Origin of the sequence: Fictibacillus sp. 26RED30, from assembly GCF_015903845.1 — a bacterium.
Taxonomy (GTDB): domain Bacteria; phylum Bacillota; class Bacilli; order Bacillales; family Fictibacillaceae; genus Fictibacillus; species Fictibacillus phosphorivorans.
Genome location: NZ_JACZDV010000003.1, coordinates 37,620 through 52,852 on the forward strand (window position 1 = coordinate 37,620; position 15,233 = coordinate 52,852).

18 protein-coding genes are annotated in these 15,233 nt (G+C 38.8%); all 18 read right to left on the reverse strand.

What is annotated here, in order from left to right:
• Positions 1-72: 72 nt before the first annotated feature.
• Entirely contained in the window at positions 73-405 is a 333-nt protein-coding gene (locus IHV11_RS16080) for a hypothetical protein (protein ID WP_197195513.1), read from the reverse strand.
• 120 nt (positions 406-525) lie between these two features.
• Complete coding sequence (locus IHV11_RS16085; protein WP_197195514.1) at positions 526-1,278, reverse strand: gamma-glutamyl-gamma-aminobutyrate hydrolase family protein; 753 nt, start codon at positions 1,276-1,278, stop codon at positions 526-528.
• A gap of 185 nt (positions 1,279-1,463) precedes the next feature.
• Positions 1,464-1,649, reverse strand: coding sequence for a hypothetical protein (locus tag IHV11_RS16090; protein WP_197195515.1), 186 nt, complete (start codon positions 1,647-1,649; stop codon positions 1,464-1,466).
• Positions 1,650-2,023: 374 nt separating this feature from the next.
• The gene (locus tag IHV11_RS16095) at positions 2,024-3,697 is read right to left on the reverse strand and encodes a M3 family oligoendopeptidase (protein ID WP_197195516.1); all 1,674 of its coding nucleotides are present in this window, start codon (positions 3,695-3,697) and stop codon (positions 2,024-2,026) included.
• A gap of 158 nt (positions 3,698-3,855) precedes the next feature.
• A complete protein-coding gene (locus tag IHV11_RS16100) occupies positions 3,856-4,248 on the reverse strand; it encodes a VOC family protein (RefSeq protein ID WP_197127078.1) in 393 nt (130 codons plus the stop codon).
• 12 nt (positions 4,249-4,260) lie between these two features.
• Positions 4,261-4,668 carry a GNAT family N-acetyltransferase gene (locus IHV11_RS16105; RefSeq protein WP_370568693.1) on the reverse strand — a complete coding sequence of 136 codons (408 nt, stop codon included), beginning with the start codon at positions 4,666-4,668 and terminating at the stop codon, positions 4,261-4,263.
• Positions 4,669-4,682: 14 nt separating this feature from the next.
• Positions 4,683-5,435 carry a sugar phosphate isomerase/epimerase family protein gene (locus IHV11_RS16110; protein ID WP_197195517.1) on the reverse strand — a complete coding sequence of 251 codons (753 nt, stop codon included), beginning with the start codon at positions 5,433-5,435 and terminating at the stop codon, positions 4,683-4,685.
• Positions 5,436-5,461: 26 nt separating this feature from the next.
• Complete coding sequence (locus IHV11_RS16115) at positions 5,462-5,920, reverse strand: GNAT family N-acetyltransferase (protein ID WP_197195518.1); 459 nt, start codon at positions 5,918-5,920, stop codon at positions 5,462-5,464.
• Positions 5,921-5,934: 14 nt separating this feature from the next.
• Complete coding sequence (locus IHV11_RS16120) at positions 5,935-6,705, reverse strand: alpha/beta hydrolase (protein WP_197195519.1); 771 nt, start codon at positions 6,703-6,705, stop codon at positions 5,935-5,937.
• A gap of 14 nt (positions 6,706-6,719) precedes the next feature.
• A complete protein-coding gene (locus tag IHV11_RS16125; RefSeq protein ID WP_197195520.1) occupies positions 6,720-7,583 on the reverse strand; it encodes an MBL fold metallo-hydrolase in 864 nt (287 codons plus the stop codon).
• Between the two features lie 53 nt (positions 7,584-7,636).
• Complete coding sequence (locus tag IHV11_RS16130) at positions 7,637-8,578, reverse strand: VanW family protein (protein WP_197195521.1); 942 nt, start codon at positions 8,576-8,578, stop codon at positions 7,637-7,639.
• A gap of 108 nt (positions 8,579-8,686) precedes the next feature.
• Complete coding sequence (locus IHV11_RS16135) at positions 8,687-9,442, reverse strand: peptidoglycan-binding domain-containing protein (protein ID WP_197195522.1); 756 nt, start codon at positions 9,440-9,442, stop codon at positions 8,687-8,689.
• A 224-nt stretch (positions 9,443-9,666) separates the two neighbouring features.
• Positions 9,667-10,638 carry a ring-cleaving dioxygenase gene (locus tag IHV11_RS16140; protein ID WP_197195523.1) on the reverse strand — a complete coding sequence of 324 codons (972 nt, stop codon included), beginning with the start codon at positions 10,636-10,638 and terminating at the stop codon, positions 9,667-9,669.
• Between the two features lie 158 nt (positions 10,639-10,796).
• A complete protein-coding gene (gene egtD / locus IHV11_RS16145) occupies positions 10,797-11,762 on the reverse strand; it encodes an L-histidine N(alpha)-methyltransferase (protein ID WP_197195524.1) in 966 nt (321 codons plus the stop codon).
• Complete coding sequence (egtB, locus tag IHV11_RS16150; RefSeq protein WP_197195525.1) at positions 11,759-13,042, reverse strand: ergothioneine biosynthesis protein EgtB; 1,284 nt, start codon at positions 13,040-13,042, stop codon at positions 11,759-11,761. The genes egtD and egtB overlap by 4 nt, the downstream gene beginning before the upstream one ends.
• 16 nt (positions 13,043-13,058) lie before the next feature.
• Positions 13,059-13,685: a flavodoxin family protein gene (locus IHV11_RS16155; protein ID WP_197128156.1), complete on the reverse strand. Its 627-nt coding sequence runs from the start codon at positions 13,683-13,685 to the stop codon at positions 13,059-13,061.
• Between the two features lie 401 nt (positions 13,686-14,086).
• Positions 14,087-14,368, reverse strand: a complete 282-nt coding sequence (locus IHV11_RS16160; RefSeq protein ID WP_066391923.1) for a DUF3817 domain-containing protein — start codon at positions 14,366-14,368, stop codon at positions 14,087-14,089.
• Between the two features lie 215 nt (positions 14,369-14,583).
• Positions 14,584-15,225 (reverse strand): SCO family protein, encoded by a 642-nt coding sequence (locus tag IHV11_RS16165; RefSeq protein ID WP_231620374.1) that lies wholly within the window; start codon positions 15,223-15,225, stop codon positions 14,584-14,586.
• Positions 15,226-15,233: the final 8 nt, after the last annotated feature.

Sequence of the window (15,233 nt, forward strand, 5' to 3'; positions counted from 1 at the left end):
ATAACCCTTTTTTCTCCAACAAAAAACTTTCAACCACTGTTTGGCTGAAAGCTTTCATGAAGAGTTAAGCCTTTAATAACCTTTTCTTACTTCAATGATATGCTCGTTCTTCCGTTTTCTGCTCCCTCTAGCAGCGTCAAAAAATAAAACCAGCGCTGTAACGATGTGCATGATCATTCCGATGACTGGCAAGTAGCCGACAATAGAAGTAATAAGACCTAATACACTTCCTGTAAATCTTTCTTTTTGAACGATACAAATGATAAGTGTGATCAAATGAAAAACAAACATGAATTGAAGTGGTCCCCATGCTGAAGCAAGAATGATGGCTCCTCCTAAGAAAGGAATGCCAAGGAAAGCCTCAATACCGCCTGTTACCATCTTCAATAGTCTCGATATATTCATGAGACAGCCTCCTCAATAATTTCTATTATATACTACGTAATTACCATGAAAAAAGTTTCCTTTCAAAACATTACCTCTCCTTATAAACAAAGAAACCTCCTGGTGTGGAGGTTTCAATCTCTATTCCTTCATTTTCTTCGCTTCGTTAATAAACGAAGTAATGATCGCCATCATATTCTCGTTTTCATGTCTCAATTCTTCTGGATGCCACTGTGTTCCAAGCAAGAATGTTTTATCCTGATCTTCAAGTTCTAATGCCTCGATTATACCGTCAGATGCTCTAGCTGCCACTCGTAGTCCTTTACCCACTTTTCCGATCGCCTGGTGATGAAAGCTGTTTACAGCAACCTCTTTTTCTCCAACAATTTTGTACAGTTTACTACCTTCTTCAATGTTAACGGTGTGAGAAGGTTCTGTTCGTGTTGCAGATGATTGAAAGTGATTAATACTATTTGAATACTCGCTCTCCACATCCTGTATGATTGTACCTCCATAACTAACGTTCAGTAAGTGATATCCTCGACACATAGCTAGAATGGCCTTTTCGTTCTCACGTGCCTTTTTCACGAGTTCAATCTCAAAATCATCACGGTGTTTGTTCACCTTTTTTACCTTTGGATGAGGTTCTTCGTTATAAGTGATCGAACTGATGTCTTCTCCACCAGTAAAAATTAATCCATCACATAATTTCGCATAATATTCAGCTTCTTCAGGCTTTCCCATCGGAATAACGATGGGGATACCCCCTGCATCTCTAACAGTTTCTGCAAATTTATTATAAACAACGATCGTATCAACGTTTTCATTTTGAGTTTCAATCGTATTGATTGACATGATCGTACTTGTTAATCCTATTAATGGTTTTTGCGTCATATAAAACTTCCTCTCTAGTAGCTGTTCAATCATGTTTTACCTTAATCACCTAATCATAAACACCCATAATTTATCATTCCTATTACTATTAACCATATATTCATACGTATTACATTTTTCTTCCCTATACATAAAAAAAACAGCTCACTAAACGTGTGAGCTGTTCCTGCTATTTATATCGTATGCTACTGCATCGGTGGTCTCGGCTTTTTTACAGAATAAACGAGTTCAATATCACCGTTCGCCTTCACACGCTTCACCGTGTAAGTTTTCTCAACACCCTGCTCGGTATTGTGAAAGGTGATCTTGTCGCCTTCTTCAAAATCTGATGTGCCTGTGTCCCATAATTTTTCGTCATCGGGTTTTCTCATACCTCTCACCCCTCATATTCCGACTATTTTCCCATAACAATATGCCATTTAACTTTATTTTCCCCTACTTAGGAAAATGAATCCTAAATCGTATGTTAAAACGTGCATATTTTGCTCTCGTTATTGAGAATCCAGCATACAATCTCCTTTGTTCACTGGGAATAGAGTCCGGCTCAATATCGGAATCGGTATGTCGGCAGTGCAATGAAATACTTTCTCACCAACCGGTTATGACAAGAATTTATGGACACCTCTTTATTATTAATTGATTTAACATTTCTATTTCTATATAAAGTGCGCCTTTTCTAATAGTTCTACTAAATAGATAGAAACCCTTTATATTGTTTAAATTCTTTAATTATTTATTTCTTTACCTAACTAATGGATAGCAGGTTAAGTTCTTTCGCAACAAACTCCATAAGCTCAGCAATCTTATTGGATGAAAAATCCAACTCAATCCCTGCAGTTTCATAAACTTCCGGAAGTGACTTAGAACTTCCAAGTTTCAATGCTTCTTTATATTTATTGATCGTTCCCTCTGGATCTTCTTTATAATTTTTGTACAATTGGATAGCGCCAAGTTGAGAAATCGCGTACTCAACAAAATAAAAAGGAACTTCGTATATATGAAGTGTATAGAACCATCCTTTTACTTTCCATTCTTCAAATCCATTCCAATCTACGATCGAAGCATCATAGCGATCTTTCAACTCACCAAACTTCTTCGTGCGTTCTTCCCAAGTATGATTTGGATGTTGGTACAGCCAGTGCTGAAACTGATCAATGACCATAATATACGGAAGACTCATTAAAGCCCCCTTTAGCTGATCTTTCTTCGCTCGGTTAAGTTCCTCCTCTGTCTTGTAAAACTCATTCCAACGATCCATTGTGAAAAGCTCCATACTCATACTCGCTAGTTCGGCCGACTCCATTGGAATTTGTTTATAAGCATATAATTCTTGATCACTCTTCAGTAGATCATGAATCGCATGTCCCATCTCATGCATAAAAACAACAAGATCACTATCCGTGTTGGACATGTTCATAAAGATAAACGGAAGTCCTGTTTCAGGTAGCGATTCACAGAATCCCCCCTGTGCTTTTCCTTTTCTGCTCGTTAGATCAAAAAGTTTCTTCTCGTTCATTTCATGAACGAGTGAACCAAATTCAACATCAAGTTCGCCTAAAACCTTCGCTGATTTATTGATTAACTCCACATCGGAACTTACAGGTTGTAATGGTTTTCGACCGATTGCTTCTGCTTGAACATCCCATGGCTTATAAACATCAACACCTATTTCAGCTTTGTGCTCTTTTTGAAGTTGTATCGTGATCGGAAGAACATGCTCACGTATGGATTCAGCGAGTTCTGTACAATCCTCTGGCGTATAGTCGAATCGATTATATTTTTTAAACATATAATCGTTAAAGCCGCTCAAACCAGCATTCTCTGCTTTCTTCACACGAAGTTGAATCAACTCGTCAAGAATACTTTGAAGTTTCTCTTCTTCTTTTAAGATAGGTTCATACAAGGCTTTCATCGCTTTCTCTCTTGTGTCACGCTTAGAATCTCTAACATGAACAAAAAGCTCACTAATCGTAACTTCTTTTCCTTCCCAATTTGAAGAGAGACTTCCTGTGATCTCAAAATATTGATTCGTAAGAGCATCTTCTTGTTTTTCTATATCTAGGTTAGCTTCTTGAAAAAGAGCAAATTGCGTTCTCAGCTTCTTTTTATATTCTCCAAATTCATCGTCAGGAAGTTCTGCCATAAATGGTGACTCTAATACTTTCTCGTCCAATATAGATTGGTATTTTTTAAACAATGGTTTTATGTGCTGCTGATCAAATTCATATTGCTGCTTAATTTCGTCATGGTTGCTTTGGCATTGAAAAGCAATATAATGTCGAAGCATCTTTTCTTCTACTTTTTCGTAGGTGTGCTTTTGTTGATTTAAAAAATTCTTGAGATCATCTATGGAAGTTATGGTTACGCTTACAAGATTCTCGAACTCTTCTTTAAGTGCATTTATTTTCTGCTCGTTCATACCTATTCCTCCCAATTCATTCTACTATCCACTTTACCACAAATAGGAAAATGCTTGATAGATAGAATGTTCAGTTTATATACTTTTGCAGAAAAAAACTGACTCCTACTAGTACCAAGGAAGGCTAGTAAGGGCCAGTTACTAAACATTTAATTTTGTTAGCAATTACAAATCATAACTACGTTTCCATCTGGATCTTCTACATTAAACCAAGCCACTTCACCATGCCACTGAATTTCTTTAATGACTTTCATGTTTTTTTCTTGCAGCTCTTTGTAAGCTGCATCAATATCCGGTGCAAATACATTAAACATAGGACCTGAACCAGGCGTCCGGTGGAAGGACGGGTCAAACGTATGATCATCTAGTGATAATCCAGTTTGTCCTGTCACGGGAATGTTATGTACAGGGGATTGTACTTCACTTGAATCAATCGTTACACCCAACAGATCTGCATACCACTCTACAGATCTTTTCAAATCAGTAACATGTACGAATACATTGTTAACGTGGCTCTGTATAACAGAGATACTCTTTACTTTCTCACTCATATAAAACGCCTCCTAAGATTTACATTCTTCATACGTTCTTCGATATCCGTAAAAAGATCTAAAGTTTTGCCCTTCATAAAAAGTGTGTGATGTTCGTGATGCCAGCATCTCCATACGTGCTGTTGGATACTTTTCTTGAATGCTGTTCAACAGCTTTCCACCTAATCCTAGTCCTCGATAAGGCTTTGATATCAGCATCTCACATATATAGAGTGTTACGTGTTCATCTGTCAACCCTCGAATATAACCTATTAACTCTTCATTCTTTAACATGACATAGGCTACATTAGACTTATTCCATGCTTGTTTTGTTTCTTCATATGTTTCAACTAATTGCGTCCAATTCTCTTTTTTGTTCAACTCTTGTATTCTTTCAAAATGCACCTTTTCTATATAAAGAGCAAACGTTATATCTTCCACGACTGGGTTCTCCTCTATAAAAGTGCTTTGACGCTCTGCACACCTTTTTCTACTTCCGAAAGAAGATCTCCTTCAAAATGTTCTTGCTCGATCACACAATAATCCACTTTCTGTTCATCTGCCAATCGTAAGAAGCTACCGATATCAAGCATTCCTGTTCCCGCGATCGTGCTCTGTTTTTGACCGTTTTTCTCTACCATATCTTTCAGGTGTAGTGACACACAACGGAAGCGATACTTATTAAGCAGCTCTTCTGGCTCATACCCAGCATATTTTGCCCAATACGTGTCGAGCTCCATCTTTACTAAATCAGGATCTGTTTCTTGATAGAGCAAATCGAACGGCATCTTTCCATCAAGCTCGTAAAACTCAAAATCGTGATTATGGTATGCCACACGTATCCCATACTCTTTGCTTCTAAATCCTGCTTCATTCAACACTTCTGCTACACGCTTGTAATCATCGATTGATTTTCTTTGATCTTCTGTTAAGTAAGGCATGATCATTAAATCGTTCTCTAAGATAAGCTGATCTTCCATTTGCTTTTTAAATGCGTCTCCCGAAAACTGCTGAAGAGGAATATGAGCTCCAGCAACGGTTAAAGCATTTTCGTTCAATATTTTTTTTACATCCTTAGCAGATATTCCAAACAATCCAGCAAACTGAACACTGTCATATCCGATTTCTTTCACTTTTTCTAATGTACCTAGTAGATTTTTTTCTGCTTCTTGTTGGATGGAGTACAGTTGCAATCCAATTTTCCTCATGTTTATCTCTCTCCCTTTTATAACGTTTACAAAACTTTGTTCATCGATATGGATGCTTGTTTGTAGCCTAGCTTTGTATATAGTGCAATTGCCTGTTCATTCGAACCAAAGACATGAAGGCCAACATAATCAGCTCCTTCATCTTTTGATTCATTCTCAAAAAAATGAAGAGCATCTTGTGCAATCCCTTGTTTACGGAATGCATCCTTCACAAAGATATGATAAAGAAAAGCTTTTTTCTCTTCTTTTGAAACATGAAACCAAAGGTAGCCTGCTAGTTCCTTATCGCTTTTGATTTGAAATATATGCTGTCCTTCTGTTTTTTCCTCATCTGGGAGCAGTTGTTCCATTTGTTTCTCTGCTTTTTCAGTAGCTAGCTCTGTATCTAGTTTATAATGTTCAGCTGTATCACGAATATAATCAGGCAGCATAAACTTCATATAATCTTTAAACTGCTTATTGTCCATTCTTTCAAATGTGATCAACGTCTATCTCCCCTTTACTTCATCAGGTAATCAATGATTTCAGGCATTCTTTCACGCCATGCGCTCTCATGATGCTTTCCATCTTGTATTAATTCAAATTTCAGGTCGACGTTCTTTTTCTTAAAGACTTCATAAACCTCTTCAGAAGACCGGATGTAATGCGCGGCGTCCACTTTTGATGTGTCCTCTTCAGTTCCAACATCCATATAAAATCTTTTTATACTCGTGAGATCACTTTCTTCGATCAAGCTCTCAATCTCGTTTTGATTGAACCAATAAGCGGAAGATAGACTTGCCACCCTGCTAAATACATGAGGGTAACGACAAGCTGCATACGTCGATATGAGACCACCCATCGAACTGCCTGCCATTAATGTTTCGTCAGTCTTTGTTCTATATTTTTCATCGATCAGCGGCTTTAGGGTATGAAGAATGAACTCAATGTATGCAGCTCCTTTTCCTCCATACACCCCTTCACATTTTAAAAGTTCAAGTCCTACTGTCGGGTTTTCCCATGGTGCATATTCATTAAAACGCTCGAAGCCTTCATGATTACAGTCGATTCCAACAATGATAAGGGGTGCTTTACTCCTCTTTAGATAATCAGCTAAACCCCACGAGACACCGTAGCTGGCGTCTTCATCATTAAACAGATTTTGACCGTCATGCATATACAGCACAGGATAATGGTCTTGTCTGTCACTATAATCGCAGGGCAAACACACTCTGATCTGTCTTTCTATTCCCCCGAATTGTTCAATAGTCACTTTAAATTCTTGTAACATCATACTCTCCTATTCTATTTATGCAAGTTAAGACTGAAACCGTTAACAAAAAACTGTAAGGTCTCACGTTCATCTTCAGTTAGCTCCCGTTTAACCTGGACTTTATATTCTTCTTCAATAGCTTGTTGATTACCTTCAAACTTTTTCGTAAGGTTAGCGAAACTTCGTAACATGGATGTTTCAGTTTGAAACTCTTCTTTTGTCGCAGCTTTCCAATGAGAAAAAATATAAAAATCTGCGTCAAAGGACTCTAATTGATTTAACAGATTCAGCGTTCGATTCACCGTATAGTTATTTTTAGGTGCATACATATTTGCGTAGAGGCAATCCGATAAAAATAAAACTTTTTCTTCCTTTATGTACACAATGATTGAATCTGTTGTATGGTCTCCTCCTACATGTTGAAGAACACACGTTACACCACCTAGATTGATTTCCAATTTTTGATGAAACGTAATCGTTGGCAGCTTTATGTTAATGTTGCGGTGATCTGGAAATTCTTTTTTTATGGCTTCTGCACAAAATTCGATCTCAATACCTTTCTTGACTCTTTCATCCAGATCTTCATCACTCCAAGAGAAAGGCAAGAGTTCTTGCATTTTTGTTTTTGTTTCTGCCGAAGAAATAGAAGGAATGTTTAGCGCGGGCAATCCAAAAATATGGTCCCAATGCCAGTGTGTAATGACGACTAAACTCGGCCCTTTGATACACTTTTTGCGCAACTCATCTAAAAAGTACTCTGCATGATTCTCTGAATTTCCACTATCAATCATCAAAGTCAATTCGTTTCCCACAACAGCTCCTAAAATAGGACGATCTGTCTCTGAAACAGGTGTTTGGTACCAAAAACGTTCTGTTAGTTTTTCTAATGTCTGCATACGATCCAACTCCCTATTCAAACACATATGTTACTTCATTATTGTACTTTATATTATCTGCTAGGGTTAGAAAGATGCACATTCTGTTCAGTCTTAATTTCTTCAGGAATATGAGTTGGTGCGTTCGGTACTGTCCGTTTTCTCTGATCAAGGATTTCAGACGAATAGAGTTTAATGACTAAACTTCCTCCATAGCGCTTAGCCCGGATAAGGATAGGCTGATTGTATTTGTTTTGAAATTGAAAATCGGGTCCATACCAACTGACGGTAGCATCTCTACCAGATGGTACGTATGGTACACGTTTGCTGTGCGAATAACGTTGAACAATTTTTAGTCCTGCACGATCTACAGCATTAAACAATGTGGAGGATACTTGGCAGATTCCTCCCCCAATACCTTCTGACAATTCACCTCTAACGATGATTGGTGCTCTCATGTATCCTTTTGCAGTCGTTCGTCTGCCTACCACTTGGTTGAATGAAAACGTCTCATTTGGAAAAACAACGTGACTATCAAGCGCTTTGGCAGCAAGCTCAATATTTGTGGTTCGGCTCTTATTATTTGAATTGAAGTATGTAACGTATTGCCCAATCTGCTGATTTTTAATATGCGCCAGTACTTCCGTATCGACTTTAGGATAAATATTCATTTCTGGCACATCTATCACTTTGGGTCCGTTTTCAAAAAAATAGGTGTAGAACTTTTCTCGAAATAATTTCCGATTTAATTTATAACCAACTTGTCCAGGTATGATAGCACCATAATCATTTAATTTAGCGTTAACAGGCGCTTTGTATGATCTCTTATCAAGCAGATCAACAAATTGAATATATTTTGTGTCATCAATCATTGGAAATCCAGGTATAGAGCCTTCGAACTGTTTGCGGCTTACTTCAGCAAGTTTTTGCCCTTCCTGATTCACTATTAATGTTTCAGCGCCTTGTTGACCAGTTGTTGATAATAAAAGCAGTCCAGCTAACCATACTTGCAACATTTATCGATCACTCCGATTAATTATTTCTCTTATTCATAAAAACAAAGAGATCACGGGAGCTGACCTCTTTGTTATTTTCATTTAAAATTTTGTTTTCATACTATACTTTTAGTCTTTTCCATTATCTTTCATTCCTGGTGATGGGCTGCTTTTCCCAGGTTGAACACTTGGACCTTGTTTTGAATCTTTTTGTTGCATATCTTGTTTAGGTGCTTGTGGTGCTTGTGGAGTCTCACCTTTTTGTTCTTCCATCTGCTTAGGAGCTTCCTGCTCTTGTCCTTCTTCTTGCTGTTGCTGTTGCTGACCTTCACCTTGTTCAATTTGGCCTGCTCCGCCACCTTGGCCTGCTCCGCCACCTTGACCTGCTCCGCCGCCTTGACCTGCTCCGCCGCCTTGGCCTGCTCCGCCGCCTTGACCTGCTCCGCCGCCTTGACCTGCTCCGCCGCCTTGGCCAGCTCCGCCACCTTGACCTGCTCCGCCGCCTTGACCTGCTCCGCCGCCTTGGCCTGCTCCGCCGCCTTGGCCTGCTCCGCCGCCTTGGCGAACTTTAGGTAATTTTAACGAAGAGTAAGCGTACAGAATGGATTGATACGTACGAGCGTCAACAGATCCTGTTACAGGTAGTCCGTGACTTTTTTGAAAATACTTTACACCCTTAACCGTTGATGCGTTATAGTAACCATTTATTTTTCCAGAGTAACTGCCTAGGGATTTAAGCATTGATTGAATTGCGTAAACATCTGGACCCTTCGCATTCTTCCCAACTGCAGAAGCTGCATTTGAAGTACCTAAAAGTAGTGCTAATGCCAATACAAAAGCACTCACATATTTTGAAATATTCTTTGCATTTTTTTGCCAATACATCTTGTGACATCTCCTTCATGTTTGTTTATTGTTGTAACGCTTTTTAATTTTTCCCAAATTGCATTTTTTATGACCAGTTCTTGCTCTAAAAATAATTTCAATAACTCAGCTTTTGTCGTGCTTCTACAGTTGTAGTAACCCCTAAAGTCGCTCATTTGTATTAATGGAAAAAATTACTTCAAACAAAAATGCCTGAATCCGTTAAGATTCAGGCAAAGAAAATTTTATTGTTTTGTTTGGAGAGGTTTTAATTTCGCTTCAATATCCTCACGATGAGGCTCTAAGAACGGAGGTAATGCAAGTGACTCTCCTAGATGTTCCAATTCTTCGTCCGTATCAAAGCCTGGACCGTCTGTTGCAAGTTCGAATAGAATTCGGTTCGGTTCACGGAAATAGAGAGACTTAAAATAAAAACGATCCACAAATCCAGAGTTTGGAAACCTAGATGTTTGTACTTTTTCAATCCAATCACGAAGTTCTTCTTCATTATCTACTCGAAAGGCTACATGGTGCACACCACCCCGACCAAGTCGTTCTTGGGGAAGGTCATTTCGTTCTTCTACATGAATTTCTGCACCACTTCCACCTTCACCCGTTTCTAATACAACAATATCAGGTTGACCTGCAACTTCAGGTGAATAGCTTCCCTTTTTCCGAAAACCTAATAGTTCTGTTAGCACCCCAACAGTTGGTTCAGCTGCAGGAACTGTTAACCTAACAGGTCCAAGACCAACAATTGCATGTTCTTTTGGTGTTGTACTCTTACTCCAAGGCTGACCACCTGCAACCCCTCTGTTGTTCTCATCAGAAACTAAGATCATCCTCTGACCTTCAGGATCTCTAAACGCCAGTGTGCTTCGACCTGCCCGATCTTTAATACCTTCTGTTTCGATTCCATGATCCTTTAAACGACCCTGCCAATAGTGAAGAGCATCATCATTATTTACTCGAAGCGAGATAGCGGAAATGCTGTTGTTTCCATCATGGTTTCTTCCAGCCATCGGAATTTCAAAAAACGTAAGCTCCGTTCCTGGATTTCCTTTCTCATCCCCATAAAACAAATGATAAACGCTAGTGTCATCCTGATTTACAGTTTTCTTAATCAGTCTTAATCCCATTACTTCTGTATAAAACTTAAAGTTTTCAGGTGCTTTTGCAGTAAGCGCAGAAACGTGGTGAATTCCTTTTAAATTCATGATTAACCTCTCTTCTATGCCATTTTCCCCTATTATCTCCCTTTGCTATAAAAATGCCCAATAAAATGCTTTGACACGTACTTATGAACGTAAACCTGCTGAGGAAGAAAAAGGTTTTGGACAAAAAAGGAACCCCTAATGAAGGAGTCCATTCGAGACTATTCTACAACCAAATAATGCATACTGAACCAGCTCTTATCATCACACCATACTTTTTTAGGTGTGAACCCACACTCTCTTGCCATATTTTGAAACTCTTCAATTGTAAACTTATAAGAATTCTCAGTGTGAATAGTCTCACCTTCAGTAAAGAAGACTTTTTCATTACCGATGGTGATCGTCTGATCTGACAAGCTAACAAGGTGCATTTCAATTCTGCCTTTGTCTGCATGATAAAAAGCATGATGCTGAAATTTTTCAAGGTCAAAGTTTGCCAAAAGTTCTCTGTTCAATCGGTTTAGTAGGTTTGTATTGAATTGACTTGTAATCCCTTTACTATCATTGTAAGCAGCATTCAAAACAGCATGATCCTTTTTCATATCTACACCGATCAATAGGCCGCCATCTGGCTGAAGAAAATCGGCTGTCATCTTTAGAAAATTCATTCTTTCTTGTGGCTCAAAGTTTCCAATAGTAGATCCAGGAAAAAACACAGCTTTCCGTTTAGATGTGAGCTCTGGTAGCTCAAACTTATCCGTGTAATCGGCAGAAACCGCATGAACGTCCAGATGAGGATATTCTATAGAAAGCGCTCGTGCTGATTGATACAGAAAATCTTTTGAGATATCAATCGGTACATATTCTTTAAGTTCAGGCATCGCCTCTAGAAGCGTCCTCACCTTTTCACTGCTGCCACTTCCAAACTCTACGAGTGCTGTATCCCTTCCAATTGCATTGGCCATTTCGTCTTTAAATTTATTTAATAGAAGCAGCTCCGTTCGGGTCGGGTAATATTCCGTAAGCATCGTAATCGCTTCAAACAGCTCAGAACCTTTTTTATCATAAAAGTACTTTGGTGAAATGAACTTCTTCTCGCTTCGGAGTCCATGTAGTACCTCACTATACATATCTGTTTCAGGTTCGTTTCCAATATGATAATGAACATTTGATCTTACCGTTTTCATGAGAGGTCCCCCGCTAAGCGAATTCCGCTAAACTGCCATCTTTTATCTGCTTGAAAAAAGTTGCGATAAGTAGGTCGAATATGCAGCTTAGATGTTACGCACGATCCACCACGCAAAACGATCTGATTGCACATGAACTTAGCGTTATATTCTCCAAGCGCACCCTCGAGTGGTTTACTTTGAGGATAAGAAGTGTAAGGACTACTGGTCCATTCCCATACATCTCCAAAAGCTTTTTTTATTGGTGATTTTGAATAAGACTCACCGACAACCGGATGAAACGATTCATCCTCAACAAAGTTCCCTTCTATTGGGATGGAACTCATTGCATGCTCCCATTCTGCTTCTGTTGGCAGCCTTCTTCCACTCCACCTAGCAAAAGCATCCGCTTCATAAAAACTTACGTGACAGATGGGTTCATCAAGATTCAATTTCTTTTCACCTGTTAACGTGAACGTGTACCAGCCATCCTCGGTTTTACGCCAATAAAGGGGATGTTTCCATTTTTCTTTTTTGACTGTTGCCCAGCCATCCGACAACCAATGCTCTGGCTGCTCATATCCACCCGCTTCAATAAAAGAAAGATATTCTCCGTTCGTAACTGGATGGGAAGATATCTGATAAGCATCCAACCAAACCTTGTGACGCGGCCGTTCATTATCAAATGAGAACCCCGTTTCTGCAAAACCGATTTCAACGAGTCCCCCTTCAAACTTAATTTCTGTCACTTGCGATTTTTGATCTGTATTTGTTGATTTGTTTGAGAGTGAAGGTTCTGTGTACGATGGCAGCATCGGATTGCAGCTGAAGTTATATTTTACATCTGTTAATAGAAGTTCTTGGTGCTGCTGTTCGTGTTGAAGACCGATCTCAATCAAATCTTCAACCTCTTTAGGGAGCTGATCGCCATAGTCCCTAAGCAGACTCAAAATTTCTTCGTTAACATAGTTCCGATAAGCATAGACTTCATCCATTGATGGCCTGGACAGTACGCCCCTAGAATGTCTAGGATGATAAGAACCGATCGTTTCATAGTAGGAATTAAAGAGGTAATCGAACTTTGGATTAAAAGGAACGTATGAAGGATTCTTTTCTTTTAAGATGAAACGTTCAAAAAACCACGTCGTGTGCGCAAGGTGCCACTTTGGTGGACTCACATCTGGCATCGCCTGAATAATCGTATCTTCATTTTGAAGCTTTGATGCCAGTTTTTCAGATAATGACCTAATTCCCCTGAATTGTTCACTTAATCGTTCCACTGCTACTTGATCGATGGCCATAAATATCCTCCCTTTATTAGCTGTTGCTTTCTACCACATTGCCTTCTGTCGGAATAGGATGTTCTTTTAATAGCTTTGCAAAGTGAATCAGATTGTACGTCATTATTTTATTGTGCTGCATCGTAAAATCATTTTTGTTTCCTTCCGCTTCAATGTAGGAAGGTCCTGGACCTGCTTCACCAACCCAATATGTATCCACATTTGGTGGTAGTGTAAATCCAATATGAGACAGGCCATATAGAATGGATGCACTCGCGTGTTTCGCTCCATCCTCATTACCTGTCACAACTACACCTGCCACCTTGTTATAAAATATATATTGGCCTTTTTCGTTTGTCATACCACTCGCACCGTACAGCCTCTCGATTGCTTGTGTTGCTAAGCTGCTCTTTTCACCAAGCCATAGAGGTGTACCGATAATGAGGATATCAGCCGCCTTCACTTTTTCAAAAATCTCAGGCCACTCGTCGCCATCACCTTCATCTGCCGTAACACCATGTGCGATTCTGTAATCAGCAAGCCTTACCATCTCTGTATCTATGTTGTTCTTATTAAAAATATGCACCGCTTCGTTCATCAAACTTTCCGTATTGGAGACTTCTTCACCACTTTTAAGAGACGCATTAAGTAGTAGTGCTTTAATCACAAGCTTGTCCCTCCTTGTTAAAAACCATATTAAAGTATAAATAGCCGAAAATTAGAAAATTAAAACAATTTAAACGAATTCTTAACATGAACGGTTTGGTTTTAAGATTTTATTGAGATTTTATTCTAATGGGGGGTTAGTTGAGTGTTTGGAATACAATATCAGGCGAAGTGTACATGTGGAAAGTACACCCATGAATGTAATATAGGTGCGGCGGGTTAATTAAGTCGGAATCAGGAGTAATTAAGTCTAATTTGCTAGTAATTAAGTCTAAATCAAAATAATTAAGTCTAAATTTAAAAATATAGACTTTTCGACAAATCCTGATACATCTCTTCTATCTTTTTTACCTAACAAAAAAAGAGAGCCAGTAAAAAGTAGGCTCCCATCTAACAGTATTAATCTTTTAAAAACTTACGATCGAAAATGAACGGGCCAAACGGCAAGACAGAAGAAACTAGCGCCAAGAACGCGCGCATAATCGGCCACTTCTTCACGTTGTACACATACAGAATAACGAGAATATAGAGAACGAACAATAGACCATGAAGGGCACCAACGATTGATACGGCCATCGGCTGATCTAAGAAATACTTCAACGGCATGGCGATGAAAAGAAGGATCAAGAACGAAGCACCTTCAAGATAACCTACTGTTTTTAACGTTTTTATCGGATTCATAAATGTATATACCTCCATTATCACATAATGACGATTCTATCTTTAGTTTTATCATAAGTAGGTAGAAGTTAGACTTCCAAACCATAACTATTGTGTGAACAAATGAAGAAAAGAAAAATAGTTTGGGGTCAGACCCCAAACTATTTTTCTTTTCCTTCGCTTTTCGTTATTCCACTAGGGTGTTTGTTATATTTTCACTATGTAATACAGCTACTTTACTTTTTCAGTCTATTTTTCATATCTGCAATGATCTCTTCGTACGGCGTATTCTCTACTCCATCATATCTAGAAACTACTTTTCCTTCTTTATTAACTAAGAAAAATGCAGTCGCATGGATGAATTGATCTGAGTTAGGGTCAGCTACTACAGGTGTTTTAAATGAATCTCTTGCTAACTGTTCAATCTGTTTCTGTTCATAGCCTCCAAGAAAGTGCCAGTTGGAGAAGTCTGCGTCATAGTTCTCACCAAACTTCGTTAATGCTGAAGCATCATCTCTTTTTGGATCGATAGAGAAAGAAACAAACTCTACGTCCACACTCTCTTCTTTCGCCATTCCTTGAAGTTTAGCCATATGTGCAGTCATCGGCGGGCAAACTGTTGTACAGTTCGTGAAGATAAAATTTGCCATCCACACTTTTCCCTTTAAGTCTTCCAATCCAAATTCAGCATCGTTTTGGTCTTTGAAAGAAAACGACTGAACGTCCCAGTCTAATGACTGAGACGTCTCCTTGCTTTCGCTATTATGTTGTTCGTGGTTCTTATGATTCTCGTGTTCGTCCTTTGATCCGCCTGAACCGCATGCTGATAAGATTGCCATCGTCAGCACTAGACCGAAAATTATCATCATTTTTTTCATAATAAGTT